The sequence below is a fragment of the Streptomyces sp. NPDC029836 genome (assembly GCF_055574495.1).
On the sequence record NZ_JBVHZI010000018.1, the window covers coordinates 52,799 to 78,548 of the forward strand.

General features: G+C 71.5%; 22 protein-coding genes. 17 read left to right on the forward strand and 5 right to left on the reverse strand.

Annotation, left to right across the window (positions count from 1 at the left end; all coding sequences use genetic code 11):
- The first annotated feature begins 23 nt into the window (after positions 1–23).
- The 5 genes from hutI (at position 24) to ACZ4XJ_RS32915 (ending at position 5,821) form a co-directional block, all read left to right on the forward strand.
- Complete coding sequence (hutI, locus tag ACZ4XJ_RS32895) at positions 24–1,202, forward strand: imidazolonepropionase (RefSeq protein WP_362883213.1); 1,179 nt, start codon at positions 24–26, stop codon at positions 1,200–1,202.
- 323 nt (positions 1,203–1,525) lie between these two features.
- A complete protein-coding gene (locus ACZ4XJ_RS32900) occupies positions 1,526–2,227 on the forward strand; it encodes an LPXTG cell wall anchor domain-containing protein (RefSeq protein WP_362883212.1) in 702 nt (233 codons plus the stop codon).
- A 17-nt stretch (positions 2,228–2,244) separates the two neighbouring features.
- The gene (locus ACZ4XJ_RS32905) at positions 2,245–3,390 is read left to right on the forward strand and encodes a COG1470 family protein (protein ID WP_468498301.1); all 1,146 of its coding nucleotides are present in this window, start codon (positions 2,245–2,247) and stop codon (positions 3,388–3,390) included.
- Complete coding sequence (locus ACZ4XJ_RS32910) at positions 3,387–4,502, forward strand: neocarzinostatin apoprotein domain-containing protein (protein WP_362883208.1); 1,116 nt, start codon at positions 3,387–3,389, stop codon at positions 4,500–4,502. The genes ACZ4XJ_RS32905 and ACZ4XJ_RS32910 overlap by 4 nt, the downstream gene beginning before the upstream one ends.
- 62 nt (positions 4,503–4,564) lie before the next feature.
- Positions 4,565–5,821, forward strand: coding sequence for a hypothetical protein (locus ACZ4XJ_RS32915; protein ID WP_468498325.1), 1,257 nt, complete (start codon positions 4,565–4,567; stop codon positions 5,819–5,821).
- A gap of 90 nt (positions 5,822–5,911) precedes the next feature.
- Here the strand turns inward: ACZ4XJ_RS32915 and ACZ4XJ_RS32920 are convergent, their stop codons facing one another.
- Positions 5,912–7,426: a peptide MFS transporter gene (locus ACZ4XJ_RS32920; RefSeq protein ID WP_362883206.1), complete on the reverse strand. Its 1,515-nt coding sequence runs from the start codon at positions 7,424–7,426 to the stop codon at positions 5,912–5,914.
- 472 nt (positions 7,427–7,898) lie between these two features.
- On the opposite strand from ACZ4XJ_RS32920, the gene ACZ4XJ_RS32925 reads away from it, so the two are divergent.
- Together ACZ4XJ_RS32925 and ACZ4XJ_RS32930 are read left to right on the forward strand one after the other, a co-directional pair.
- A complete protein-coding gene (locus ACZ4XJ_RS32925; RefSeq protein WP_361598543.1) occupies positions 7,899–8,576 on the forward strand; it encodes a response regulator transcription factor in 678 nt (225 codons plus the stop codon).
- A gap of 30 nt (positions 8,577–8,606) precedes the next feature.
- Positions 8,607–9,872 (forward strand): ATP-binding protein, encoded by a 1,266-nt coding sequence (locus ACZ4XJ_RS32930; RefSeq protein WP_362883204.1) that lies wholly within the window; start codon positions 8,607–8,609, stop codon positions 9,870–9,872.
- Positions 9,873–9,911: 39 nt separating this feature from the next.
- Here ACZ4XJ_RS32930 and ACZ4XJ_RS32935 read toward each other — a convergent pair whose 3' ends face one another.
- Entirely contained in the window at positions 9,912–10,442 is a 531-nt protein-coding gene (locus tag ACZ4XJ_RS32935; protein ID WP_362883203.1) for a GtrA family protein, read from the reverse strand.
- Between the two features lie 114 nt (positions 10,443–10,556).
- Here ACZ4XJ_RS32935 and ACZ4XJ_RS32940 point away from each other — a divergent pair, with 114 nt between their 5' ends.
- From ACZ4XJ_RS32940 to ACZ4XJ_RS32950, 3 genes are read left to right on the forward strand one after another with little or no spacing between them, the layout of a single operon-like run.
- The gene (locus ACZ4XJ_RS32940) at positions 10,557–11,804 is read left to right on the forward strand and encodes a 5-(carboxyamino)imidazole ribonucleotide synthase (RefSeq protein ID WP_383998571.1); all 1,248 of its coding nucleotides are present in this window, start codon (positions 10,557–10,559) and stop codon (positions 11,802–11,804) included.
- Positions 11,801–12,337 carry a 5-(carboxyamino)imidazole ribonucleotide mutase gene (gene purE, locus ACZ4XJ_RS32945; protein ID WP_362883199.1) on the forward strand — a complete coding sequence of 179 codons (537 nt, stop codon included), beginning with the start codon at positions 11,801–11,803 and terminating at the stop codon, positions 12,335–12,337. The genes ACZ4XJ_RS32940 and purE overlap by 4 nt, the downstream gene beginning before the upstream one ends.
- The gene (locus ACZ4XJ_RS32950; protein ID WP_362883197.1) at positions 12,334–13,512 is read left to right on the forward strand and encodes a dipeptidase; all 1,179 of its coding nucleotides are present in this window, start codon (positions 12,334–12,336) and stop codon (positions 13,510–13,512) included. The genes purE and ACZ4XJ_RS32950 overlap by 4 nt, the downstream gene beginning before the upstream one ends.
- A 129-nt stretch (positions 13,513–13,641) precedes the next feature.
- On the opposite strand, the gene ACZ4XJ_RS32955 is transcribed toward ACZ4XJ_RS32950, so the two are convergent.
- Together ACZ4XJ_RS32955 and ACZ4XJ_RS32960 are read right to left on the reverse strand one after the other, a co-directional pair.
- Entirely contained in the window at positions 13,642–14,928 is a 1,287-nt protein-coding gene (locus ACZ4XJ_RS32955; RefSeq protein WP_468498302.1) for a glycosyltransferase family 87 protein, read from the reverse strand.
- Between the two features lie 157 nt (positions 14,929–15,085).
- Positions 15,086–16,429 (reverse strand): UDP-glucose dehydrogenase family protein, encoded by a 1,344-nt coding sequence (locus tag ACZ4XJ_RS32960; protein ID WP_468498303.1) that lies wholly within the window; start codon positions 16,427–16,429, stop codon positions 15,086–15,088.
- A gap of 180 nt (positions 16,430–16,609) precedes the next feature.
- On the opposite strand from ACZ4XJ_RS32960, the gene ACZ4XJ_RS32965 reads away from it, so the two are divergent.
- From ACZ4XJ_RS32965 to ACZ4XJ_RS32980, 4 genes are all read left to right on the forward strand, one after another.
- Positions 16,610–17,782 (forward strand): acyl-CoA dehydrogenase family protein, encoded by a 1,173-nt coding sequence (locus ACZ4XJ_RS32965; protein ID WP_362883191.1) that lies wholly within the window; start codon positions 16,610–16,612, stop codon positions 17,780–17,782.
- A gap of 209 nt (positions 17,783–17,991) precedes the next feature.
- A complete protein-coding gene (locus ACZ4XJ_RS32970) occupies positions 17,992–18,123 on the forward strand; it encodes a hypothetical protein (protein ID WP_468498304.1) in 132 nt (43 codons plus the stop codon).
- Positions 18,124–18,737: 614 nt separating this feature from the next.
- Positions 18,738–19,820, forward strand: a complete 1,083-nt coding sequence (manB, locus tag ACZ4XJ_RS32975) for a mannose-1-phosphate guanylyltransferase (protein WP_468498305.1) — start codon at positions 18,738–18,740, stop codon at positions 19,818–19,820.
- A gap of 69 nt (positions 19,821–19,889) precedes the next feature.
- Positions 19,890–20,651: a polyprenol monophosphomannose synthase gene (locus ACZ4XJ_RS32980; RefSeq protein ID WP_468498306.1), complete on the forward strand. Its 762-nt coding sequence runs from the start codon at positions 19,890–19,892 to the stop codon at positions 20,649–20,651.
- 75 nt (positions 20,652–20,726) lie between these two features.
- On the opposite strand, the gene ACZ4XJ_RS32985 is transcribed toward ACZ4XJ_RS32980, so the two are convergent.
- On the reverse strand, positions 20,727–22,076 hold the full coding sequence (locus ACZ4XJ_RS32985; RefSeq protein ID WP_468498307.1) for an LCP family protein: 1,350 nt from the start codon (positions 22,074–22,076) through the stop codon (positions 20,727–20,729).
- A gap of 106 nt (positions 22,077–22,182) precedes the next feature.
- On the opposite strand from ACZ4XJ_RS32985, the gene ACZ4XJ_RS32990 reads away from it, so the two are divergent.
- The 3 genes from ACZ4XJ_RS32990 (at position 22,183) to ACZ4XJ_RS33000 (ending at position 25,722) form a co-directional block, all read left to right on the forward strand.
- Positions 22,183–22,719 carry an acyl-CoA thioesterase gene (locus ACZ4XJ_RS32990; RefSeq protein ID WP_388897531.1) on the forward strand — a complete coding sequence of 179 codons (537 nt, stop codon included), beginning with the start codon at positions 22,183–22,185 and terminating at the stop codon, positions 22,717–22,719.
- Between the two features lie 165 nt (positions 22,720–22,884).
- Positions 22,885–24,057, forward strand: a complete 1,173-nt coding sequence (locus tag ACZ4XJ_RS32995) for an acyltransferase family protein (RefSeq protein WP_468498308.1) — start codon at positions 22,885–22,887, stop codon at positions 24,055–24,057.
- Between the two features lie 141 nt (positions 24,058–24,198).
- Positions 24,199–25,722 (forward strand): glycosyltransferase family 39 protein, encoded by a 1,524-nt coding sequence (locus tag ACZ4XJ_RS33000; protein ID WP_468498309.1) that lies wholly within the window; start codon positions 24,199–24,201, stop codon positions 25,720–25,722.
- Positions 25,723–25,750 lie beyond the last annotated feature (28 nt).

Sequence of the window (25,750 nt, forward strand, 5' to 3'; positions counted from 1 at the left end):
AAGGAACTCCCCGAGAGGAACGCATGACCACCACCGTCATCACCAACATCGGCAGCCTCGTCACCAACGACCCCTCCGTGGGCGACGGATCCCCCCTCGGCCTGATCGAGGACGCGGCCGTCGTCATCGAGGACGACACGATCGCCTGGGTCGGCGCGGCCACCGACGCCCCGGCCGCGGACACCGCGTTCGACGCGACCGGCCGGGCCGTCATCCCCGGCTTCGTGGACTCCCACTCCCACCTCGTCTTCGCCGGCGACCGCACCGCCGAGTTCAACGCCCGCATGTCCGGCCGCGCGTACTCCGCCGGCGGCATCCGCACGACCGTCGCCGCCACCCGCGCCGCCGACGACGCCGCACTCGAAGCCAATCTGCTGCGCCACCTCCACGAGGCCCGCCGCCAGGGCACCACCACCTTCGAGACCAAGTCCGGCTATGGGCTCACCGTCGCCGACGAGGCCCGTGCCCTGCGCATCGCCGCCGCGCACACCGAGGAGGTCACCTACCTCGGCGCGCACATCGTCTCCCCCGACTACGCCGACGACCCGGCGGCGTACGTCGACCTCGTCACCGGCGAGATGCTCGCGGCCTGCGCCCCGTACGCCCGCTGGGTGGACGTCTTCTGCGAGAAGGGCGCCTTCGACGGCGACCAGGCCCGCGCCATCCTCACCGCGGGCGCCGCCGCCGGGCTGATCCCGCGCATCCACGCCAACCAGCTCTCCCACGGGCCTGGCGTCCAGCTCGCCGTGGAGCTCGAAGCGGCCTCCGCCGACCACTGCACCCACCTCACCGACGCGGACGTCGACGCCCTGGCCCAGGCGGCCGCGACGACGGTGGCGACCCTGCTGCCCGGCGCCGAGTTCTCCACCCGGGCGCAGTGGCCCGACGCCCGGCGCCTGCTGGACGCGGGCGCCACCGTGGCCCTGTCCACGGACTGCAACCCCGGCTCCTCCTACACCAGCTCCATGCCGTTCTGCATCGCCCTCGCCGTACGGGACATGGGCATGACCCCCGACGAGGCCCTGTGGTCCGCCACCGCCGGCGGCGCCCGCGCGCTGCGTCGCGGCGACCTCGGCAGGATCACCCCCGGCGCCCGCGCCGACCTGGCCCTCCTGGAGGCCCCCAGCCACGTCCACCTCGCCTACCGCCCGGGCGTCCCGCTCGTCTCCGCGGTGTGGCAGCGCGGGGTCCGCGCGGCCTGAGGCGCGCGCCGAAGCGCCGTACGCGACGGCCCGGACGGGGCCGCGGACGGGCCCCCGCCGGGCCGTCCCCGGCCACCGGCCGGGCCGTCGCCATGTCCGGATCGGCCCGGCAGCGCCTCCCGGCCGGGCCCTCACGGCCCGCCGGCGGGCCCGGCGCACCCCTCTGACCAGGCCTTTCCCGCGCCCCGGACGGCCGGAAACCGTACGGCCGAAAGGGCGTCGATCCGGGCCGTCCTGTGTCTTCCCTCCGTAAGGCCCCGGGCGTACCTTGAGCCACCAATCTGATGTGTCGTCAGTAACTTGTGGCCGAGGGGAAGACGAAGGTGTCCGACCGGAAACGTTCCACCGCGCTCGCGCTGGCCGCCGCGGCGGCCGCATCGGCGGTCCTGCTCACCGCCCCCGCCGCCCACGCCGCCGTGATCGACGTCGAGTACAACTGCCAGACCCCGATCGGGGACAAGTCGGCGGTCTCGCCGATCGACATCAAGGCCGTCAAGGAGGGCGACGGCTACAAGCTGACGATGTCCTTCCAACGGGGCGTCTCCTCCAGCCCCATCGAGCTGGGCAAGGGCGCCATGAGCCCCAGCGCGGTCATCCTGGCCGACGGGGCGGAGAAGGTCTCGGTGCCGGTCTCCGGCGCGCCCAACTCCGAGGCGGTGCCCGCCAACACCCCCATCAAGATCACCGACCTCTCGGGCACCTACACCCCGAAGAAGAGCGGCAAGGTCACCTTCACCGCCGGGGTCCTCACCATCAAGGCCATGGGGACCACCACCACCTGCACCCCCGGCAACAGCCCCAAGCCGTCCCTCGAACTGGAGGTCACGGCCGCCGGCGGCGCCAAGGACCCCGCCCCGCAACCCGGCACCGGCCAGAGCTCCGCCCCGAGCACCCTCCCGCAGACCGGGCCCGCCGAGTCCGCCCTCGCGCTCGGCACCCTCGGCGCGACCGTCGTGCTCTCGGGCGCGGTCGGCGTGCTCTGGCTGACCCGACGCGGCCGGCAGGCCCAGCGGACCCGGCCCTGAACGGAGCAGCCCCGGCCATGCCCGTGCTTCCCGTCCCCCCACGGCCCGGCACCCTCCGGCGACTCGACACCGCCGGGCGGTCCGGCGCCCTCGCGCGGCTCGGCGTCCTCGCGCGGCGCGGGTTTCTGCGACGGCCAGGCGCCCTCGCGGGGTCCGGCGTCCTCGCGGGGCTCGGCGTCCTGCGACCGTCCGGCGTCCTCGCGCGGCTCGGCGTCGTGCTGCTCGCCGCCGCCGTCGCGCTGTTGTGCGGCGTCCCGGCCGCGGCCGCCGCCGACGGGCCCGGGTGGACCGCCGAACCGGCGGCCGGCCGGCCCGGCGCCGCGCGCCCGTACTTCTACCTCGCGGGCGCCCCCGGAGCCGTACTGGAGGACCGCCTCACGCTGGCGAACACCTCGGACCGGGAGCGCGTCGTCACCCTGCGCGGTGCCGACGCCCACAACGCGGCCGACGGCGCCTTCGCCGTACGACCCGCCCGGGAGTCCGTCGGCGCGGGCTCCTGGATCAGCTTCGGCGGCTCCGCCACCGTGCGGATCCCGCCCCGCACCCGCGCCGTCGTCCCGTTCACCGTCACCGTGCCGCCCGCCTCGGCCCCCGGCGACCACCGGGCCGCCGTCGTCGCCGCCGAGGACGGGCGCGAAGTGGGCGTACGGGTCCACCTGCGGGTCAGCGGCCCGCAGCTGGCGGCCCTCACCGTCGAGGACGTCGCCGTGCGCGGCAAGGGCGCCTCCGCCGTCGTCGCGTACACCCTGGTCAACCGCGGCAACGTCGCCCTTGCCCCCGAGATGGCGATCCGCGCCACCGGCCGCTTCGGCGAGGTCCCCGGCCGCGCCGCGCGCGCCCTGCCGGTGGAACTGCTGCCCGGTCAGCGGGTCGAGCTGACCGAACCCTGGCCCGGCGCGCCGGTCCTGGACCGGGTCGACCTCACCGTCACCGTCACCGCGCCCGGCGCCGCCCCGGCCACCGCGAGCACCACCGCGTGGTTCGTGCCGTGGGGCATCGCCGCCCTCACCGGCGGCGGCCTGCTCCTGCTCGGCGGGACCGCCGCGGCCGCGCTGCTCCTCGTACGCCGCACCCGGGGCGCCCCGCACGACCGGCCGCCACCGGAACCCGCCGCCGCCCGGGACCGGGCACCGCACCACGAGCTGACGGGAGCATCCAGGTGAGCCGCACCCCGGGCGCGAAGGCCCTGCCCCTCCTCGTCGCGGCCCTGGCGGCGTTCGCGCTGGCGCTGCTGCCCGTCGCGGCGCCCGCCGTCGCCGACGAGGGCAAGGCCGCCGCGGCGCTCTCCCTCCAGGAGGCCGCCAAGGGCACCGAGATCACCGTCACCGGCACCGGTTGGCGGGCCAGGACGATGGTGATGCTGCTGGTCTGCGGCCAGAACATGATCGGCGGCACCAACAGCTGCGCCAACGCCGACGGGGCCGCCGTCGCGGTCGCCGCCGACGGGGGCTTCACCGCCCGGCTCCAGGTCGTCGCACCGCCCAAGCCCTGCCCCTGCGTGGTCAACGTGGCCTCCGTCAACGGGGACCAGTCCACCGTCGCCCTCCCGGTGCGGATCACCGACCACGAGAGCGCCCCGCTGCCCGCCGAGTCCGGGACGGCCCGGCTCGCGATGCTCACCGGAGTCCGGCTCCAGGGCGACGACGGGGTGCTGACCTGGTTCGGCGCCCCGCCCGCGCGCCGGTTCACCGTCACCGTCGGGAACCTGGGCTCGGCCCCCGTCAAGGACCCCGTCTTCCAACTCGGCACCGCCCACGGGGTGTTCGCCCCGACCTGGGAGGAAGCCCGGTGGAAGGGCACCATCGTGCCCGGTGGCAAGGCCGAGATCGGCCTGGACGTGGCCCTGCCCGCCGGGGCCCACGGCGACTACACCGTCTCCCTGAAGTACGGGGACACGGTGGTCGCCGCCCAGCCGTGGGGCGTGGACCGACCGTACGGGGTGCTGCTGTTCTGGGGCCTGCTCCTGGTGGTGGTGCCGACCGCGCTGTTCCGGGCCGGGATGGCCGTCGTCGACCGGCTCCGACCGCGCGACGCCCCGGCCGCCGGTGGCCGCCACCGCGGCGCGAAGGCCCTGGACGCCGCCACCGCGGTGACCGCCCGGCTGCCGAGGATCCCCGCCGCGCGGGGCTCCGCGCCGGCCGCCCCCCAGACCCCCACGGCGGTCCTGCCGTGGTTCACCCCCGAGGAACAGGCGCCGGCACGGGACGCGCCGGCGGAACAACCGCAGACATCCGCACCGTCCGATCAAAGTCCGACAACGAAGGGACATTCGTGAACACCCAACGGAGGGCGAGCGCGGCCCTGGTCGCGCTGCTGCTCGGCGGCGCGGGCATCGCCATGGCGGCTTCCCCCGCCCAGGCCGCCCATGCCACCTACAAGGTCAAGTGCGTACCGCCCGCGGGCGGCGGCGACCCGGTGGAGGGCGAGAGCACCGTCAAGATCACGGCCCCGGCCACGGCCAAGGTGGGCGATGAGGTCGACGTCTCGTGGGAGACCGTCAAACCCGCCTCCAACAACACGGACCTCATGGTGATCCCGAAGGACTCCGTGGTGCCCACCGGCTGGTTCACGGTCGGCGGGGGAGGGGGCGAACTGAAGGTCGTCGGGGAGAAGAAGAACCCGGAGATCCCGAAGAAGGCCCCCATGGTCATGTCGACGATGAAGGGCAAGCTGAAACTGACCAAGGCGGGCAAGGTCACGCTGACGCCGGGCCGGTACGAGGTCGCCGTCTCCTTCCCCTTCGGCACCTTCGTCACCAAGTGCGCCCCGGTGGGCACCGTCTCGGGAGGCGCCACCATCGACGTCTCCGCGGGCTCCACGGGCGGCACGACGACCGGCGGGGCAACGACGGGCGGGGCAACGACCGGCGGAGCCACCACCGGCGGAGCCACCACCGGCGGAGCCACCACCGGCGGAGCGACCACCGGCGGCGGCGGGGGTCAGACCGACTTCCCGGGCAAGCCCGTCGAGGTCGCCTTCGACTGCGGTCCGGTCGTCCCCGGCGGCATCAAGACGCCGGTGACGATCAACGCCAAGAAGAACGGCGGCGACTACGAGCTGACGGTCAAGACCGCCAAGGGCGCGATGGCCGCCCCCATGGCGCTGCCGGCCGGCGCGCTCAAGCCCTCGATGAACGTCAAGCTGGGCGGCGCCGACTCCGGCACGGTCAAGGTCTCCGGCCCGGCCAACGCCGAGCCCATCCCCGACAAGGCCCCGGTCAGCCTCAGCGACATGACCGGCACCTACAAGCCCGGCAAGTCGGGCAAGGTGACGCTGAGCCCCGACCAGCTGACGATCGACGTCACGATGGCCCCGGGATCCACCCCGATCAACGTGCCCTGCAAGGCGACCAGCAGCGGCGTCTCGCTGGAGCTGGACACCGCCGCCCAGCCCGGCGGCAGCGGCTCCACCACGGCCGGCACCACCGGAGCCACCACCGGCGGTTCGTCCGCCGCCTCGGGCGGGCTCGCCGAGACCGGCGCGGAGGACGAGGGCGGCATCCAGGCCCTCGCCCTGGTCGCCGGCACGGTGATCCTGCTCGGCGGCGCCGTCTTCGCCTTCACCCCGTGGCGCCGCCTGCGCGGCACGCGGTAGGCACCCCGTACGACGCCGTACGCACCCCGTACGACGGAACGGCCCGGCACGCCGTGTGGCGTGCCGGGCCGTTCCGCTGCGCGGGGTGCGTCAGTGGACGCTGCCCATCAGGGCCTGGACGCGCTTGCGGTACATGTACACCGCGAAACCGGCGGCGGCGGCGAGCGTCGCCTGCATCGCGATGATCCCGGTGCCGTTCAGGTCCACGCCGGCCAGCGACAGCAGACCCGTCGTGCAGTCACCGGCGGTGACCGCGAGGAACCAGACACCCATCATCTGGGAGGCGTACTTCTGCGGGGCCATCTTCGTGGTGACCGAGAGGCCGACCGGGGAGAGGCACAGCTCGGCGATGGTCTGGATCATGTAGATCGAGACCAGCCACATCGGCGACACCTTGGTGCCGTCGGAGGCCATGCTCATCGGGACGACGAAGACGAAGAAGGAGCCACCGACCAGGACGAGACCCATCGCGAACTTCACGATGGTGTTCGGCTCCTGGTTCTTGCGGGCCAGCCACAGCCACAGCCAGGCGAAGACCGGCGCGAGCGCCATGACGAACAGCGGGTTCAGCGCCTGGTACCACGTGGTGGAGGGGTCCCAGCCGAACAGCGTGCCGGTCTTGGAGTCGGCGAACAGCGACAGGGTCGAACCACCCTGGTCGTAGATCATCCAGAAGACGGCGGCGGCGATGAAGAACCAGATGTACGCGGACATCTTCGACTGCTCGGGCGCCGAGAGGTCCTTGTCGCGCTTGATGCGGGCCAGGACGACGACCGGGATGATCAGACCGGCGATGGTGATCGGGTACAGCGCCCAGTTGATCGTGAACATGCCCATGGCGGTCACGGTGCCGTAGAAGGCGGCGACGATCGCGACGGCGGCGACGACCTTGACGATGATGCCGTTGCGCTCGGTGGCGGACAGCGGGTTCGGGACGATGCTGCTCTGCGGGCTCAGCGTGCGGCCGAAGACCAGGAAAACGATCAGGCCCAGACCCATGCCGATCGCGGCGAGCAGGAAGCCGAGGTGCCAGTTGACGACCTCACCGACGGTGCCGATCGCGAACGGCGCACCGAAGGCACCCAGGTTGATGCCGACGTAGAACAGCGTGAAGCCGCCGTCACGACGCGGGTCGTCCGCACCCTTGTACAGGTGGCCGACCATCGTGGAGATGTTGGCCTTCAGCAGACCGGAGCCCACGGCGACCAGCAGCAGACCGACGAAGAACGCGATCTGACCCGGCAGCGCCAGCGCCACGTGACCGGCCATGATCACGAAACCGGCGATGGCGACGGTCTTGCGAGCACCCCAGACCCGGTCGCCGAACCAACCGCCGGGCATGGCCATGAGGTAGACCATCGCCACGTACACGGAGTAGATCGCCGTGGCCGCGCCCATTTTGTAACCGAGGCCGCCGCCCTGGCTGCCGGTCGCGGCGTCCGTACCGCCGGAGACCAAGTACAGGACGAGGAGCGCACGCATGCCGTAGTAGGAGAAACGCTCCCACATCTCGGTCATGAACAGCGTGGCCAGGCCGATCGGGTGGCCGAAGAGGGTCTTCTCGTGAGCGGGGCTCGGAGAAGCCGTCGTCAGGCTGGAAGCCATGGTCGATCCTTGCTTGCTCGGGACGCTCGGCTTCGTGAGCCGAACTGCGCCCGGTGGGGGGTGGCCGGCACCGGCGACGGATGTCCCACCCCACGCCCGGGGGTCTCGGCCTCCGGGGTGCCGGAGTCGAAGGGTCAGCCATCACCGGGATCCACGCCCGGCGCGCACCTTCGCGCGCAGGGCCCGGCCCACAGGTCATTCACTGTCATCTGGGTCGGAGCAATCCGACCAGAGCAGAATTTGAGGTCCATGGCTCGCTTTTCGGCACAAGGATCCCCGGAGTAGTGCATGAGGCGTCTCGCCACCATACGACACGACACTGCGGCATATGGAAGGACTTGAGAGATGGATCACAGGTTCCAAGGGAACCGATCGACCATATTCGAAGGCGCCGGGTCGTATGCGAGCACAGATGGTGGGGGTCCCGCAGGAGGGCCTCTCCTTTGACCCGTCGCGGACTAACATCACCCACATGACGCGTGTACTGCTCGCCGAGGACGACGCATCCATCTCGGAACCCCTGGCCCGCGCCCTGCGCCGGGAGGGGTACGAGGTCGAGGTCCGGGAGGACGGCCCCACCGCCCTGGACGCCGGACTCCAGGGCGGCATCGACCTCGTCGTCCTGGACCTCGGCCTGCCCGGAATGGACGGCCTCGAAGTCGCCCGCCGGCTGCGCGCCGAGGGCCACGGCTTCCCGATCCTGGTCCTGACCGCCCGCGCCGACGAGGTCGACACGGTCGTCGGCCTCGACGCCGGCGCCGACGACTACGTGACCAAGCCCTTCCGACTCGCCGAGCTGCTCGCCCGCGTCCGGGCCCTGCTGCGGCGCGGCGCCGCCGAGACCGCCCAGCCGCCCGCCACCCACGGCGTGCGGATCGACGTCGAGTCGCACCGCGCCTGGATGGGGGAGGAGGAGCTCCAGCTCACCGCCAAGGAGTTCGACCTCCTGCGCGTCCTCGTCCGCGACGCCGGCCGGGTCGTCACGCGCGACCAGCTGATGCGCGAGGTCTGGGACACCACCTGGTGGTCCTCCACCAAGACCCTCGACATGCACATCTCCTGGCTCCGCAAGAAGCTCGGCGACGACGCGGCCAACCCGCGCTACATCGCCACCGTCCGCGGCGTCGGCTTCCGCTTCGAGAAGAGCTGACCCCGCGCCGTCCTAGGGCATCCTCTAAGGATGCGCCGCCGCCTGATCAACTCCACGCTCGCCGTGGTGCTCGTCGTGATCGCCGTGTTCGGGGTCTCCCTGGTCATCGTGGAGACCCGGACCATCACCAGCAGTGCCCAGGACCGGATCGGGTCCGAGGCCCTGCGGCTGCTCGGCATCGTCGAGGCGGACGCCCTGGAGCGCGAACCCGTCGACGCCGCGGCCCTCGCCGAGCAACTGGACCTCGGCACGTACGCCCGCATCACCGTCCCCGGGCAGCAGGTCGTCGAGGTCGGGCAGCGCGTCGAGGGCAGCGTCATCCGCGGCACCGCGACCGGCGAACAGGGCGAGACCGTCGTGGTGGAGGAGACCCGCTCCACGGTCACCAAGGAGGTCGGGCGGACCCTGGCCGTGGTCGGTGCGGTGGCCCTGCTGGCGGTCGTCGCGGCCGTCCTGCTCGCCGTGCGCCAGGCCAACCGGCTGGCCTCCCCGCTCACCGACCTCGCCGAAACCGCCGAGCGCCTCGGATCGGGCGACCCGCGGCCCCGTCACAAGCGGTACGGAGTGCCCGAGCTGGACCGGGTCGCGGACGTACTGGACTCCAGCGCCGAGCGGATCGGCCGGATGCTGACGGCCGAACGGCGCCTCGCCGCCGACGCCTCGCACCAACTGCGCACCCCGCTGACGGCCCTGTCGATGCGGCTGGAGGAGATCACCGTCACCGACGACCTGGAGACGGTGCGGGAGGAGGCGACGATCGCCCTCACCCAGGTGGAGCGGCTCACCGACGTCGTGCAACGGCTGCTCACGAACTCCCGCGACCCGCGGACCGGCTCGGCGGTCCCCTTCGACTTGGACGAGGTCGTCAAACAACAGGTGGAGGAGTGGCGGCCCGCCTACCGCAGCGCCGGACGGGCCATCGTGCGCTCGGGGCGGACGGGCATGCGCGCCGTCGGCACGCCCGGGGCGGTCTCCCAGGTGCTGGCGACCCTCGTGGAGAACGCCCTGATGCACGGGGGCGGCACGGTCGCGCTACGCACCAGGGTCATCGGCAACCAGGCCGTACTGGAGGTCACCGACGAGGGCCCCGGCGTCCCGCCGGACCTCGGCAACCGGATCTTCGAGCGGGCCATCAGCGGCCGCAATTCCACGGGCATCGGCCTCGCCGTCGCCCGGGACCTCGCCGAAGCGGACGGCGGCCGGCTGGAACTGCTCCAGACCCAGCCGCCGGTGTTCGCCCTCTTCCTCAGCCGTACCGCGCCGGAAGGGACGGAACCGACGCGCACGGTGCGGTGACGGCGGCAGCGGTGTCGTGCGGGCCCGAGGAGCCCGGCGCTACTTGGTGGCCGCCGGCTCCGGGGTGAGCGGCGCCACCGGCACGTCGTGGCCGTCACGCTGCTCGACGATCAGCGAGGGCGCGACAGGGGTGGGCAGGGCCTTGAAGACCCAGGTCCGGTAGGACCAGAAGCGGAAGACGGTCGCCACGCCCATGCCGACGAACTTGAAGATGTTGTTCTGCAACGAACTGTCCCAGCCGAACCCGTACGTCGCCACGTAGAGCACACCGCTCTCGATGACCATGCCGATGCCGCTGAACAGCACGAACAGGAACATCTCGCGCCGCCGGCCGCCGAGGTCGCGGTCGCGGTAGGTGAAGTACCGGAAGCCGATGTAGTTGGTGATGATGGCCACCACGATGGCTATGACGTTCGCGCGCACGATCTGCAGGTCGGTCGTGCTCCGGAGCAGGTTGAACACACCGAAGTTGACCAGGACGCCCAGCCCGCCGACCGCGCCGAACTTGATGACCTCCCGCGCGAGGCCGCGGAAGCGCTCGGTCAGCGGTGCTGCTTTCGGCGTGCTCATGTGAAGGCTCAGTCCCTGTCCGTCGTCGTCGCCCCTCGCCGGGACGTCACTCGATTTCGTCAACCCGTTCATGGTAAGTGTCGCCCCCGGGCCCCGTCCGTGGGTTGCCGCCCCATGGGACGCACGGCACACGGGCCCTCGTGCGGAACCGACGGGTCCGCTCCGGGCGGGCTCCGCCCGGGCGGGTCCGGATGGCGGAATACCGACGGATACCCTGGAGTGGTGACGTTCCCGGTAGTCGGCATGGTCGGCGGCGGACAGCTCGCCCGCATGACCCACGAGGCGGGTATCCCCCTCGGCATCAAATTCAAGATCCTCAGTGACACCCCACAGGATTCGGCGGCCCAGGTCGTGAGCGACGTCGTCATCGGCGACTATCGCGACCTGGAGACGCTCCGCGCCTTCGCGCGCGGCTGCGACGTGATCACCTTCGACCACGAGCACGTGCCCATCGCGCACCTGCGGGCCCTGGAAGCGGACGGCATCCCCGTCCGGCCGGGGCCCGACGCGTTGGTGCACGCCGCGGACAAGGGGGTGATGCGCGCCCGGCTCGACGCGATCGGCGCGCCCAGCCCCCGCCACCGGATCGTGAGCGATCCGGCGGACGCGGTCGCCTTCGCGGACGAGGTGGGCGGCTTCCCCGTCATCCTCAAGACGGTGCGCGGCGGGTACGACGGCAAGGGGGTGTGGTTCGTCCGCACCCCGCAGGACGCGGAGGCCCCCTTCAAGGCGGGCGTCCCCGTCCTCGCGGAGGAGAAGGTCGAGTACGTCCGCGAACTCGCGGCGAACATCGTCCGCTCCCCGCACGGCCAGGCCGTCGCCTATCCCGTCGTCGAGTCCGTCCAGGTGGACGGCGTCTGCGACACGGTGATCGCCCCCGCCCCGAACCTCTCGGAGGAGCTGGCGGGCGAGGCCCAGGCCCTGGCCCTGCGCATCGCCAAGGAACTCGGCGTGACCGGCCACCTGGCCGTGGAGCTGTTCGAGACCACCGACGGTCGCATCCTCGTCAACGAACTGGCCATGCGCCCGCACAACAGCGGGCACTGGACCCAGGACGGCGCCATCACCTCGCAGTTCGCCAACCACGTACGGGCCGTCCTGGACCTCCCCCTGGGCGACCCGCGCCCGCGGGCCCGCTGGACGGTCATGGCCAACGTGCTCGGCGGGGACTTCCCCGACATGTACGCGGCGTACCTGCACTGCATGGCCCACGACCCGCAGCTGAAGATCCACATGTACGGCAAGGACGTGAAACCCGGCCGCAAGGTCGGCCACGTCAACACCTACGGCGACGACCTGGACGATGTGCTGGAGCGCGCACGTCACGCAGCCGGCTACCTCAGAGGAACGATCACGGAATGAGCACCACCACCGCCGGTCCCGTCATCGGCATCGTCATGGGTTCGGACTCGGACTGGCCGGTCATGGAGGCCGCCGCCAAGGCGCTGGACGAGTTCGAGATCCCCTATGAGGTCGACGTCGTCTCCGCCCACCGGATGCCGCGCGAGATGGTCGCGTACGGCGAGCAGGCCGCCGACCGCGGTCTGAAGGCGATCATCGCCGGCGCGGGCGGCGCCGCCCACCTGCCCGGCATGCTGGCCTCGGTCACCCCGCTGCCCGTCATCGGCGTCCCGGTGCCGCTGAAGTACCTCGACGGCATGGACTCGCTGCTGTCGATCGTCCAGATGCCCGCCGGGGTTCCCGTCGCCACGGTCTCCGTCGCCGGAGCCCGCAACGCCGGACTGCTCGCCGTCCGCATGCTCGCGGCCCACGACCCGGAGCTGCTGGTGCGGATGCGCGACTTCCAGCAGGAGCTCAACGACCAGGCCACGGAGAAGGGCAAGCGACTGCGTACGAAGGTCTCCGGCGCCGACGCCTTCGGGTTCGGCAAGTGAGCGCGGCGGACCTGCTCGGGCAGGCCCGGGAGCTGCTCGCCGCGCACCCCGTGGTCGACGGCCACAACGACCTGCCGTGGGCCCTGCGCGAGCAGGTCCGCTACGACCTCGACCGGCGGGACATCGCCGCCGACCAGAGCGCCCACCTGCACACCGACATCCCCCGGCTGCGGGCCGGCGGCGTCGGCGCGCAGTTCTGGTCGGTCTACGTCCGCACCGACTACACCGGCGACCGGGCGGTCAGCGCCACGCTGGAACAGATCGACGCGGTCGAACAGCTGATCGCGCGCTACCCGGAGGACCTGCGGCTCGCGCTGACGGCGGACGACATGGAGGCGGCCCGCGCCGAGGGCCGGATCGCCTCGCTGATGGGCGCCGAGGGCGGCCACTCCATCAACAACTCCCTCGCCACCCTGCGGTCCCTGCACCGGCTCGGCGTGCGGTACATGACGCTGACGCACAACGACACCATCGACTGGGCGGACTCGGCGACCGACGAGCCCCGGCACGGCGGCCTGAGCGACTTCGGCCGCGAGGTCGTCCGCGAGATGAACCGCGTCGGCATGCTGGTGGACCTCTCGCACGTCGCCGCGACGACGATGCGCGACGCCCTCGCGGTCTCGGCCGCGCCGGTGATCTTCTCGCACTCCTCGGCGCGGGCCGTCTGCGACCACCCGCGCAACGTCCCGGACGACGTCCTGGAACTGCTGCCGGCCAACGGCGGCGTCGCCATGGTCACCTTCGTCCCGAAGTTCGTCCTCCAGGCGGCCGTCGACTGGACCCTGGCCGCCGACGAGAACCTGCGCGCGCACGGCTTCCACCACCTGGACACCACCCCGGAGGCGATGGCCCTGCACCGCGCCTTCGAGGAGCGGCGCCCGCGCCCGGTGGCCACCGCCGCCACCGTCGCCGACCACCTGGACCACATGCGCGAGGTGGCCGGGGTCGACCACATCGGCATCGGCGGCGACTACGACGGCACGGCCTTCACCCCGGCCGGCCTGGACGACGTCTCGGGCTACCCGAACCTGATCGCGGAACTCCTCTCCCGCGGCTGGTCCACCCCCGAACTGTCCCGACTCACCTGGTCGAACCCGGTCCGCGCCCTGCGCGACGCGGAAGCCGTGGCCCGCGACCTCTCCCCGACCACGCCCCCGTCGAACACCCACCTCTGACACGAACGGGCGGGCCGCCCCCCGATCCAGTCCCGCCGGCGTGCGAGGCGCGGGGTCCGGGGGCGGCGCCCAACGCGTACTGCGCGGCGTCGAGTTCACGGCCCGCGCCGCGCAGCACCGCAGAACCACCTAGGGCGCGGGCTCGGGAACAACGGTCGCCCGCCACAGACGCAGCCCGGACCACACGGTCGCGTACAGCAGGATGCCGTTGCGCGCACCCAGCACGACGGTGCCGAGCGCGGTGTTGCCGAGGATGTCCGGGCCGTACCAGACCGGGAAGATCAGTGAGGTGAGCGCGGTGGCGACCACGAGCAGCCACGCGATCGGCCGCTGCGTGGTGTGACGCGAGGTCAGGCAGACGGCCGCGAGGCCGAGCAGCCAGATCAGGTACTGCGGGCTGATGACGCGGCTGGTGACCGTGAACATCATGATGGCGCACAGCGCGGCGTCGAACGGGGTCGCGTTCGACCAGCGGTTGGCCCGCACACGCCACAGCAGGAGCAGCAGGAAGCCGATCAGGGTCAGCATGAGGGAGGCCCGTGCGATGCCGGGCACGTACGGGCCGACGTACTCGTAGGCGCCGTACTGGTACTCGATCCGGCCGGGCCACAGGTCCAGGAGGCGAGCGGTCATCAGGACCGAACCGCCGAGGGACTCGATCTGGACCCCGCGGTCGCCCTGGTTGCCCAGGAAACCGAAGGTGTCGCGGAACAGCGCGGCGAAGACGGCCAGCAGCGCGACGCACGACAGCGCGGCCGCGGTGACGGCCTCGCGGGTGGACCTGCCGCGCGGGGTGCCGAGCAGGGCCAGCAGGGGCCAGACCTTGACCATGCCGCCGACGCCGGCGATGACGCCGCCGAGCCGCGGCCGGTGGCGCAGGCAGAGCAGCGAGCCGACGGCGAGCAGGGTGACCTGGATGTCGTAGCGGGCGAACGGGGTCGCCATCAGCAGCGGCAGCGCGCCCAGCCACAGGGCCGCGCCGGCCATGCTGCCGTCGCCCCGGCGGGCGGCGCGCACGAGCCCGGCGAGGATCACGCCGTCGCACAGCACGGTCAGGGCGACGAAGGCCTGGAAGTAGGTGAGGAACGGCAGCAGATCGGGCGAGAGGAAGATCGCCGCGGCTGCCGGGGGGTACTGCCACATGATGTCGTTCTGCGGCATCGTCCACGTGACGAGGACGTCGTACCAGTTGTGGTAGGTCGCGGTGACCTCGACCCGGACGAGGTTCGAGGTGTGGAAGTCGTTGACGAGCATCCACAGCATCGCGGCCCGCGTGGCCACCCAGAGGCCGGCGACGCAGAGCAGGGAGCCGGGGCCTCGTGCGGCCGCCTCGAAGGAGCTCCGCCGATCACGGAAGCCGGGCGCCGCCGTCGCGTGAGGGGGGGTCTTGGGCGGAGGGCTGCTGGTCGTGGTCATCGGCCTGAATTCTACCCAGTCGATATGTACCGTTATTTAACGGAACGTCGGCAAAGCTGGGTAGGTGGCCGGACGTCGACCGACCACCACCGACCGACCACCACCGACCGAGCGTCACCGACCGACCTCGGTCGACCGTCCACCGCCCCGGCCGGGGTTACGCGTGCGGCCGTCCCATGGCGCGGTACGTCCAGCCCGCCGCGCGCCAGCGCAGCGGGTCGAGGGCGTTGCGGCCGTCCAGGAGGAGCCGGTCGGTGACGACCTCACCGAGCGCGGCGGGGTCGAGGTCGCGGAACTCGCGCCACTCGGTGAGGTGCAGGACGACCTCGGCGCCGCGGGCGGCCTCGACCGCGGAGTCGGCGTACCCGAGGGTGGGGAAGACACGGCGGGCGTTGTCCATGCCCTTGGGGTCGTAGACGGTGACCTGCCCGCCCTGGAGGTGGATCTGCCCGGCGACGTTGAGGGCGGGGGAGTCGCGGACGTCGTCGGAGTCGGGCTTGAAGGTGGCGCCGAGGACGGCGACGCGCTTGCCCAGGAAGGAGCCGCCGACCGCGTCGCGGGCCAGCTCGACCATGTGGCCGCGGCGCCGCATGTTGATGGAGTCGACCTCGCGCAGGAAGGTCAGGGCCTGGTCGGCGCCCAGCTCGCCGGCGCGGGCCATGAAGGCGCGGATGTCCTTGGGCAGGCAACCGCCGCCGAAGCCGATGCCGGCGCGCAGGAACTTCGATCCGATGCGGTCGTCGTGCCCGATGGCCTCGGCGAGCTTGGCCACGTCGCCACCCGCGGCCTCGCAGACCTCGGCCATCGCGTTGATGAAGGAGATCTTCGTGGCGAGGAAGGAGTTCGCGGCCGTCTTGACGAGTTCGGCGGTCGGGAAGTCGGTGACCACCATAGGGGTGCCCTCGGACAAGGGCGTCCCGTACACCTCGCGCAACAGCTTCTCGCCCCGGTCGCCGCGGACGCCGACGACGATCCGGTCCGGGTGCAGGGTGTCCTGGACGGCGAAGCCCTCGCGCAGGAACTCCGGGTTCCAGGCCAGTTCGACGTCCTCGCCGGCCGGGGCCAGCGCGGCCAGCTTCGCCGCGAGGCGCTCGGCAGAGCCGACGGGCACCGTGGACTTGCCGACGACGAGCACGGGCCGGGTCAGGTGCGGGGCCAGGGACTCCATGGCGGAGTCGACGTACGACATGTCGCAGGCGTACTCGCCGTGCTTCTGCGGGGTGTTCACACAGACGAAGTGGACGTCGCCGAACTCGCCCACCTCCTCCCAGGAGGTGGTGAAGCGCAGCCGCCCGCTGGAGCCGGGCAGGCCCGCGACGTGCGCGGCGAGCAGGTCCTCCAGCCCCGGTTCGTACATGGGGACCCGACCGGCCGAGAGCATCTCGATCTTCTCCGGGACCACGTCCAACCCCAGCACCTCGAAGCCGAGCTCGGCCATCGCGGCGGCGTGCGTCGCGCCGAGGTAACCGGTGCCGATCACAGTGATCTTGAGGGGGGCCATGAGTGCTCCAGAGGTGCGGGGCCGTTTGCGGCAACCGAGCATAGTCGGGCCCCGGGCGGGGGACGTTCTCCGCTGTCACGCAGCTCACGTACGCGGTACATATCGCTGCGGGGGTGCCGGACACTAAGATTTGGGTTACTTAACGGTAGTTAGCATCGTGCACTTGGGGAGTGAGAGATCTTGGCGGGTTCTGCCGACTTCGACCTGTACCGCCCGGCGGAGGAGCACGACATGCTCCGCGAGTCCGTCCGCTCGCTCGCCGAGGCGAAGATCCTGCCGTTCGCGGCGGCGGTCGACGAGGAGTCCCGCTTCCCGCAGGAGGCCCTCGACGCCCTGGTCGCCAGCGACCTGCACGCCGTCCACGTCCCCGAGAACTACGGCGGCGCCGGCGCGGACGCGCTCGCCACCGTGATCGTGATCGAGGAGGTGGCCCGCGTCTGCGCGTCCTCCTCCCTGATCCCGGCCGTGAACAAGCTCGGCTCCCTCCCGGTGATCCTCTCCGGCTCCGAGGAGCTCAAGGCCAAGTACCTCGGCCCGCTGGCCAAGGGCGACGCGATGTTCTCGTACGCCCTCTCCGAGCCCGACGCGGGCTCCGACGCCGCCGGCATGAAGACCCGCGCCGTGCGCGACGGGGACTTCTGGGTGCTCAACGGCGTCAAGCGCTGGATCACCAACGCGGGCGTCTCCGAGTACTACACGGTGATGGCCGTCACCGACCCCGAGAAGCGTTCCAAGGGCATCAGCGCCTTCGTCGTGGAGAAGGGCGACGAGGGCGTCTCCTTCGGCGCCCCGGAGAAGAAGCTCGGCATCAAGGGCTCCCCGACGCGCGAGGTCTACCTCGACAACGTGCGCATCCCCGCCGACCGCATGATCGGCGCCGAGGGCACCGGCTTCGCCACCGCGATGAAGACCCTGGACCACACCCGCATCACCATCGCGGCCCAGGCGCTCGGCATCGCCCAGGGCGCCCTGGACTACGCCAAGGGCTACGTCCAGGAGCGCAAGCAGTTCGGCAAGCCGATCGGCGACTTCCAGGGCGTGCAGTTCATGCTCGCGGACATGGCCATGAAGATCGAGGCGGCCCGCCAGCTGACGTACTCGGCCGCGGCCCGCTCGGAGCGCGTCTCCGGCGGCGGCCCCCACGAGGACCTCACGTTCTTCGGCGCCGCGGCCAAGTGCTTCGCCTCCGACGTGGCCATGGAGGTCACCACGGACGCCGTCCAGCTCCTCGGCGGCTACGGCTACACGCGCGACTACCCGGTGGAGCGCATGATGCGCGACGCCAAGATCACGCAGATTTATGAAGGTACGAATCAGGTTCAGCGGATCGTCATGGCGAGGAACCTGCCGTAGCAAGGTCGTCGCAGGTCAGCGGCCCACTCGGCCGATCGGGCAGCCCTGATCGGCCTCCGGTCCGTTCGGGTCCGTTCCGGGGTGTTCCTGGGCGTCATACTGGGGAAATCCTGGGCTGACACCGGGTTATAAACAGGCGCTGACCTGCACCAACGACTAGGCCCCCGGCCCCACTGAGTGGCCTACGCCGAGGCCCCGCCGCCGCCCAGATGAGAGGCGACCTCATGGCCGCCGGCTGGCACAGCGGCCCGGGCGACGGCCTGTACCTCTCGCTGCGGTACCGGGACGATTCGCTCCGCCTGATCGTCGACGACGCCCACGGTGTGCACCCTCATCCCTGACTCGCCGGTCCGTGCGAGGCGAGGCGGCGAGGGCACCTGCGGGTCCTCGTCGCACTGGTGCGGGACTGCGAGGGGGAATGGGGCTTCGGCCCCGCCCGGGAGCCCGGCGGCGGCACCCGGACCTGGGCCACCCAGCCGTACCGCGCAGCCGATCAGGCGCGAAAAGCCCCCGGGCCGGGTCAGGAACGCGGTCCGGCGCAGGTGGCGCAGCCCGCGGGCGGCCCCCGGCGGGCGTCCGTTGGTAACGGGTTACCGACAGGTTGGGGACGGACGGCCGTCGATTGTCGGCGGCCGCACACCCGCCCGGGGCGGTTCGGACGTGCGCGTGCCCGCCGCCGCCGCCGGACGCGCGCGTGCGGCCCGGCCTGCGGGCAGTGCTCTGACCAGCGACGATGTCAAGCCGGCCCGGCGACTGTCCGTCATGTGCCCCATCTGCGGCCCTCCGTGACGTGCGCGGCCCCATGCCCCGCGCGACACCCGCCCCCGCCAAGGAGTCCGCCCGTGATCCGAACGTGGCCGGAGGCGGTCCCGCAGCGGCCTCCACCGGCCTCGACACGTCCCCGGATGGGCTAAATTTGAACCTTCGTATGCCCGAACCGCTTGGGGAGAAAACAATGACGGAAGCGATCCTGCTGGTTGGCGGGCAGGGGACGCGACTGCGCCCCGTGACGGTGAACACTCCCAAGCCGATGGTTCCGGCCGCAGGCGTCCCCTTCCTCGCCCACCAGATAGCCAGGGCAGCGGCCGCAGGCGTCACGCACATCGTGATGGCCACCTGCTACCTCGCCGAGGTCTTCGAGCCTTACTTCGGCGACGGATCCGCCTTCGGCATCACCCTCGAATACGTCGTCGAGGACGAGCCCCTCGGCACCGGCGGCGCCATCCGCAACGCCGCGCAGCGTCTGACCGGCGGCCCGGACTCCTCCGTACTCGTCTTCAACGGTGACATCCTGACGGGCCTGGACATCGCGGGCCTGGTCGACTCCCACCGGGCGGCCGACGCCGACGTCTCCCTGCACCTGGTGCGGGTCGAGGACCCCCGCGCCTTCGGTCTGGTCCCCACCGACTCCGAGGGGCGGGTGCTGGCCTTCACCGAGAAGCCGCAGACCCCCGAGGAAATCATCACCGATCAGATCAACGCCGGCTGCTACGTGTTCCGGCGTAGCGTGATCGACTCCATTCCGGCCGGCCGATCGGTATCCGTCGAGCGCGAGACCTTCCCGGGTCTACTCGCCTCCGGTGCCAAGCTGCACGGCGTGACCGAGGAAACGTACTGGCTGGACCTCGGCAAGCCCGAGTCCTTCGTCCAGGCCTCCGCCGACCTCGTCCGCGGCATCGTGGCCTCCCCGGCCGTTCCCGGCCCCCGCGGTGAGTCCCTCGTACTCCCGGGTGCCCATGTGGCCGAAGGCGCCAAGCTGTCGGGGGGTACGGTGGTGGGTGCCGGTGCCCGGATCGAGTCGGGCGCGGTCGTCCAGGGATCGATCGTGCTGGACGGTGCGACCCTCGGCCCGGACACGGTGGTGAACGCCAGTCTCATCGGCGCCGGTGCCTCGGTGGGTTCGCGCACGGTGGTGAACGGCGCGGTCATCGGTGACGGCGCCGTCGTCGGGGCTGACAATGAACTTCGCGCGGGGGTGCGGGTGTGGTGCGAAGCGGAACTTCCCGCTGCCGCCGTCCGCTTCTCCTCGGACCGGTGACCAACTTCAGTGAGGCATAACCCTGTGATAGGCGAGCAGCAGACTCCCCGCGCGACCGACGTCGCGAGCATGAAGCTTCCGGACAGCTGGGCGCACACGCCGCTCACCGTCGTCATGCCCACGTACAACGAGGCGGGCAACCTGCCGGGCATGGTCGAACTGATCATGGGCCTCGACCAGCCGGGCCTGCGCCTGCTGATCGTCGACGACTCCTCGCCCGACGGCACAGGCAAGATCGCCGACGAGCTCGCGGAGGGCTTCCTCAACGAGGACGGCAAGCCGCGCATGTCGGTCCTGCACCGCACCGCGAAGGACGGCCTCGGCCGCGCCTACGCCGCCGGCATGGCCAAGGCCATCGAGGACGGCGCCGAGTACGTGCTCCAGATGGACGCGGACGGCTCCCACCCCGCCGACAAGATCGCCGAGATGCTGGGCGTCGCCCGCTCCACCGGCGCCGGTCTCGTCGTCGGCAGCCGCTACGTTCCGGGCGGCACCCTGTCCGACGCCTGGGGCGCGCACCGCAAGCTGCTGTCCCGCTGGGCCAACGCCTACGCGAGCACCATCCTGGGCACCCGCGTCCGCGACATCACCGGCGGCTTCAACCTGTGGAGCGCCGACGCGCTCAAGGCCATCGACCTGGCGTCGATCGGCAGCGCGGGCTACAGCTTCCAGGTGGAGATGAAGTTCAAGGCACTGCGCCGGAACTTCCAGGTCATGGAGGTCCCGATCCACTTCGAGGACCGCACCGTCGGCGAGTCCAAGATGAACCTCGCGGTCCAGCTGGAGTCCATCGCCATGCCGTGGAAGTTGCGCGCCCGCGCGGGCAAGTAGTCGCGCCGGCAGGCCCGTCGTACGGAAGGGGCACCCCCGAGGGGGTGCCCCTTCCGTACGACGGGCCCCGCCCGGTCACTGGCCCCGGACGGTGACCTTCTCGTCGTTCTGGATCTGCTTGACGAGCTGCTGGACCTTCGCCTTGTCCCAGACGAGGTTGCCGCCCCGCTGGCCGGAGATCGGCATGTTCATCGAGACGCCGTCACCGCTGTTGACCCCCTTCATCGCGAAGAACATCTGGCCCAGGTCCCACAGGCCCATGTCCTTGTCCACGATCAGGGTGTCCAGGCCCGCGCCCATCACCGGGTACAGCGAGAAGGGGTTCAGGACGGTGCTCGGCGTGGCCGCCTGGCTCGCCAGCGCCCCCAGGAACTTCTGCTGGTTCTTGGTGCGTTGGAGGTCGGACTCCGCGAAGGCGTAGCGGGTCCGTACGAAGGCCAGCGACTGTTCGCCGTTGAGGGTCTGGCGGCCCGCCTTGAAGTCGGCGCCCGACTTCTCGTCCTTGAACGCCTTCTCGATGTCCAGCTCGACCCCGCCGAGCGCGTCCACGATGTTCGCGAACCCGGCGAAGCCGATCTCGGCGTAGTGGTCGATGCGCAGCCCCGTGTTGAACTCCACGGTGCGCACCAGCAGCTCGGGGCCGTCCTCCGCGTACGCCGCGTTGAGCTTGACCCGCCTGCCCTGCGCGGGGAACTTCTTCCCGGACTGCGAGCCGACGAAGGAGGGGATCTCCACGTCCGAGTCGCGCGGCAGGGAGATCATCGTGTTCCCGCTGGAGCACTTCGCCAGGATCATCATCGAGTCCGTGCGCTTGCCCTCGGCGGAACCCGTGTGGAGCTTCTTCTTCTCCTCGTCGGACATGCCCTCGCGGCTGTCGGAGCCGACGATCAGATAGGTCGTGCAGTCGCCCTCCTTCGGGCGCTCGACCACCTTGGAGAGGTCGACCTCGCGGCGCACCTTGGAGTCGGCCCAGAAGTAGGTGCCGATCGTGGTCACCACGAGGACGGAGGCCACGACGATCGAGCCGACCTTGATGCGCCGGCGCCAGTCGACGGCCCCCCGGGCCGGGCCGGGCCCCCCGGTGCCACCGCCGCCCGGGGGCCGCTGCCCCGGGCCGCCCGGGCCGCCGGGGCCCGACGGCGAGCCGTAGACCTGGCCGGTGTTGTAGCCGCTGTCGTAGCCGCCGGGGCCACCCTGACCGCGGGTCTGCTGCGGCGGGACCCCGTACGCGGGCGGGCCCGCCGGGGGAGCGGACTGAGGCGGGACCGGCGGCCGGGCCGGGCGCTGCGGCGGCTGCGGCTGCCGCTGGACGTGACGCATCCGCTGCGCGCCTTCCGGCTGGGCCTGCCCGCTGCCGTGTCCGTACCCGTCATCGCGGCGGCCGCGCGCATCGCGCTCGCCGCTCCACCCGTCCCAGTCACTCATGCGGACAAGGATGCCCGCACCGGCGTGTCGCTCGACACCCCGGTGGGGGGTTCGTACCGGTGCTGTTGCACACCTGATGCCTCCGGTACCGATTTAAGGTGTCCGTATGACAGACATACCGGTCGAACCGCAGGGCAAGCCCGTCTCGGCCTCCCGCACCACGCTCAGCCACATCATGACCGCGAGCGACACGAACCTCCTGGGCACCGTGCACGGCGGCGTGATCATGAAGCTGGTGGACGACGCGGCCGGCGCCGTGGCCGGCCGGCACTCCGGCGGTCCGGCCGTCACCGCCTCCATGGACGAGATGGCCTTCCTCGCGCCCGTCCGGGTCGGCGACCTGGTCCACGTCCGGGCGCAGTGCAACTGGACCGGACGCTCCTCCATGGAGATCGGCGTACGGGTGCTGGCCGAGCGGTGGAACGAGTCCACCCCCGCCACCCAGGTCGGCAGCGCCTACCTGGTCTTCACCGCGGTGGACGCCGAGGGCAAGCCCCGCCAGGTGCCGCCGGTGCTCCCGGAGACCGAGCAGGACCGGCGCCGCAACCAGGAGGCCCAGATCCGCCGCACCCACCGGCTCGCCCGCCGCCAGGCGATCATGGAGCTGCGCGAACGGCGAGCCGCGGAAGGCCTCGACGACTGAACGCGCGTGCGGGCGGCGGGGTGTTCGGTGGCGTGTTTCACGTCACGGAAGACCCCTATCGGTCCAGGGCGCATGGGGGTCACGTTAGTGTGGCCTGTCCGACGCCCGAGAAACGCTGTGTCGACGTCCGTCCGTCCTCGGATTTCCTGCGGAGAAACACCCCTGATGTCCACCGTCGTGCCTTCCCTGCCCCCATTGCGCGACGGGGCTCCCGACGTGCCGGTCCAGGCCGCGAACTCCGCTCCCCGCCGGGCCCGACTGTACGTGCTGGACGCGCTTCGGCTGATCGCCGCTCTGATGGTGGTCGGATTCCACTGGACGGGCGTCAACCAGTACCCGGAAGTCTGGAAACAGGAGCCCCAGAACCTCATGCCCACCGTCCACGCCTTCGGTGCGTACGGCTGGCTGGGCGTGCAACTGTTCTTCCTGATCAGCGGCTTCGTCATCTGTATGTCCTGCTGGGGCAAGACGCCTCGTCAGTACTTCACCTCGCGGGTCGTCCGGCTCTTCCCCGGTTATTGGGTCGCCGTCATCATCACGGCCTTGGTGGTGAACTTCGCCACGACCGTCCGGGACAGCCGCCGCCACGTCACCCCATCGGGCTTGCTGACCAACCTCACGATGCTTCAGCAGCCGCTGGGTGTGGACGAGGTCGACGCCGTCTACTGGACGCTGTGGGTGGAGCTGCGCTTCTACCTGCTGTTCGCAGTGGTCGTGGCCATGGGGCTGACCTACCGGCGGGTGCTTTCCTTCTGCGGGATATGGATGATCGCCGCCGTCCTCGTCGACAAGGCCGACGCGCCGTTCCTGAAGATGCTGCTGATGCCGGAGTACGCCCCGTTCTTCATTGCGGGCGTGGCCATGTACCTGATCTACCGGTTCGGCAGTGACTGGCTCCTGCTCGGCACCGTCGGATTCTCGTGGCTGGTGGCCCAGCACATGCTGTTGGGGACGAAGGAGAGCTACGAGTACGGCGTGCAGCACCCGCTGCACTGGTACGTCATCGCCGGCTTCTCCCTGTTCGCCTTCGCGCTGATGCTGGGCGTGTCCACGGGCGCCTTCAATTGGGTGCGAGGGAAGTGGCTGACCGTCGCCGGTGCCCTGACGTACCCCGTCTACCTCCTGCACCAGGAACTGGGCTTCGCCATCATCCGCTGGGGCCGCGACCACGGCATCGCCCCGTTCCAGCTGTTGGCCATCTGCCTGGCCGTCATCCTGCTGCTCTCCTGGCTCGTCCACCGCTTCGCCGAGCGGCCCTTGTCGGCGTTGCTCAAGCGGCTGCTCGACGGGGCGAAGATCTCGTTGCCCAAGAGCGATCCGCCGGTCCGCCCCAGGTGAACCACGGGCGGCGAGCGCTGTGCGGAAGTGGTTGCCGCCCCGGGCACTGATCTACCCTGACACGTCGGGCCCGGTCCGGATTTCCCATGCGCCGGGGCCACTCGCGCAGCTGCGCCTTGATGGACTCGGAAGGTACGTGCAATGACCACCAGCAGTACGGCTGTCGCGGCCGGGGCCGGCCCCGGCCGCCCCGTCGAGAACGACGGGGCGGGACACCCCGGCGGTTCGCGCGCGATGCGCCGGGCCCGTTTCGACTGGCTGTGGGCCGCCGTGCTGACCTTCGCCGTGACCTGCGTGGGCGGCGGCACCCCGAACCTCTGGCGCGACGAACTCGCCAGCTGGAACGCCGCCACCCGCGGCACCGGCGACCTGGTCGAGATGCTGGGCAACGTGGACGCCGTCTCCGGGCTCTACTACCTGCTGCTGCACGGCTGGGTCGCCGTCTTCGGCGACTCCGCGACGATGCTGCGGATACCCTCGGCCCTCGCCATGGCGGGCGCCGCCGCGTTCGTCGTGCTGACCGCCCGCAAGGCGTTCGACCGCCGCACCGCCGTCTTCGCGGGTCTCCTCTTCGCCCTGGTCCCGTCCGTCACCCGCTACGGCCAGGAGGCCCGCTCCTACGCCTTCGCGGTGCTCGCCGTCACCGCCGCGACCTGGTTGCTGCTGCGGGCGCTGGAGCGCTCGACCCCGGCCCGCTGGGCGCCGTACGCCGTCGCGGTGGCGGCGGCCGGCCTGTTCCACATCGTTTCGCTGCTGTTCCTGCTGCCGCACGTCCTGATCGTGCTCCTGCGCTGGTGGCGGGACCGGCGCGGGCGCACCGTCGTCGGCTTCGCGGTGACCGTCGCCGTCGCCCTGGTCCCGGTGGTTCCGCTGGTACTGCTGGGGCAGCGTCAAGTGGGGCGGCAGATCAGCTGGATCAAGACTCCGCACCTGCGCAGCATCGCCGAGGTCTGGGACACCCTCTTCGGTTCCCCGCTCGTCGCGCTCGCCGTGGCCGCGCTCGCGCTGCTGCCGCTCGCCCGCACCACCGGCCGTCGGCCGGCCGTGGAGCTCGTGCTGGTCGGCGCGGCCCCGATCGCGGCCGCCTGGGTGGTCTCCCAGGGCAGCACCTCCTACTTCATGGACCGCTACCTGCTCTTCACCATGCCCGCCTGGGTGGTCATCGCCGCCGCCGGTCTGGCCGCCCTGCGGCCCCGGCCGCTCGGGGTGGCCGGCTTGGCCGCGGTGATCCTCCTCGGCCTCCCCGACCAGCGCCAGATCCGCACCGAGACGTTCAAGAGCGGCCGCGAGGGCGAGGAAGCCGCGCGGATCATCGCCGAGGGCTACCGGCCCGGTGACGGTTTCGTGCCGGTCCGGGGCAGCGACAGCGTGTTCATGGTCGATTTCCAGATCGAGTACTCCCTGCCGGAGCGGGTGAAGCTCCGCGACGTGTTCGCGCAGCGCTCGGCCGTGGCGAGCGACGACCTGTTCCCGGTGGAGTGCGAGCAGCCCGAACAGTGCCTCGGTGCCACCCGGCGGGTGTGGGTGGTCACCTGGAGCGGTACGCCGAACCCGTACCACAAGCTCCCGAAGGAGCAGGCCGACGTGCTGGAGAAGCACTACAAGCTCGTCGAGAAGAAGAAGGTGCGCGGCCTCCAGGTCGCCCTGGTGGAGCGCGTCCGCTAGCGGCGGCACGACGGTGCGGGGCCGAAGC

What these genes read in the sequence shown, in the direction of transcription:
- hutI (WP_362883213.1), top strand. Translation starts at nt 24, where the DNA reads ATGACCACCACCGTCATCACCAACATCGGCAGCCTCGTCACCAACGAC.
- ACZ4XJ_RS32905 (WP_468498301.1), top strand. Translation starts at nt 2,245, where the DNA reads ATGCCCGTGCTTCCCGTCCCCCCACGGCCCGGCACCCTCCGGCGACTC.
- ACZ4XJ_RS32915 (WP_468498325.1), top strand. Translation starts at nt 4,565, where the DNA reads ATGGCGGCTTCCCCCGCCCAGGCCGCCCATGCCACCTACAAGGTCAAG.
- ACZ4XJ_RS32920 (WP_362883206.1), bottom strand. Translation starts at nt 7,426, where the DNA reads ATGGCTTCCAGCCTGACGACGGCTTCTCCGAGCCCCGCTCACGAGAAG.
- ACZ4XJ_RS32925 (WP_361598543.1), top strand. Translation starts at nt 7,899, where the DNA reads ATGACGCGTGTACTGCTCGCCGAGGACGACGCATCCATCTCGGAACCC.
- ACZ4XJ_RS32930 (WP_362883204.1), top strand. Translation starts at nt 8,607, where the DNA reads ATGCGCCGCCGCCTGATCAACTCCACGCTCGCCGTGGTGCTCGTCGTG.
- ACZ4XJ_RS32935 (WP_362883203.1), bottom strand. Translation starts at nt 10,442, where the DNA reads ATGAGCACGCCGAAAGCAGCACCGCTGACCGAGCGCTTCCGCGGCCTC.
- ACZ4XJ_RS32940 (WP_383998571.1), top strand. Translation starts at nt 10,557, where the DNA reads ATGGGACGCACGGCACACGGGCCCTCGTGCGGAACCGACGGGTCCGCT.
- purE (WP_362883199.1), top strand. Translation starts at nt 11,801, where the DNA reads ATGAGCACCACCACCGCCGGTCCCGTCATCGGCATCGTCATGGGTTCG.
- ACZ4XJ_RS32955 (WP_468498302.1), bottom strand. Translation starts at nt 14,928, where the DNA reads ATGACCACGACCAGCAGCCCTCCGCCCAAGACCCCCCCTCACGCGACG.
- ACZ4XJ_RS32960 (WP_468498303.1), bottom strand. Translation starts at nt 16,429, where the DNA reads ATGGCCCCCCTCAAGATCACTGTGATCGGCACCGGTTACCTCGGCGCG.
- ACZ4XJ_RS32970 (WP_468498304.1), top strand. Translation starts at nt 17,992, where the DNA reads ATGAGAGGCGACCTCATGGCCGCCGGCTGGCACAGCGGCCCGGGCGAC.
- manB (WP_468498305.1), top strand. Translation starts at nt 18,738, where the DNA reads ATGACGGAAGCGATCCTGCTGGTTGGCGGGCAGGGGACGCGACTGCGC.
- ACZ4XJ_RS32980 (WP_468498306.1), top strand. Translation starts at nt 19,890, where the DNA reads ATGAAGCTTCCGGACAGCTGGGCGCACACGCCGCTCACCGTCGTCATG.
- ACZ4XJ_RS32985 (WP_468498307.1), bottom strand. Translation starts at nt 22,076, where the DNA reads ATGAGTGACTGGGACGGGTGGAGCGGCGAGCGCGATGCGCGCGGCCGC.
- ACZ4XJ_RS32990 (WP_388897531.1), top strand. Translation starts at nt 22,183, where the DNA reads ATGACAGACATACCGGTCGAACCGCAGGGCAAGCCCGTCTCGGCCTCC.
- ACZ4XJ_RS32995 (WP_468498308.1), top strand. Translation starts at nt 22,885, where the DNA reads ATGTCCACCGTCGTGCCTTCCCTGCCCCCATTGCGCGACGGGGCTCCC.
- ACZ4XJ_RS33000 (WP_468498309.1), top strand. Translation starts at nt 24,199, where the DNA reads ATGACCACCAGCAGTACGGCTGTCGCGGCCGGGGCCGGCCCCGGCCGC.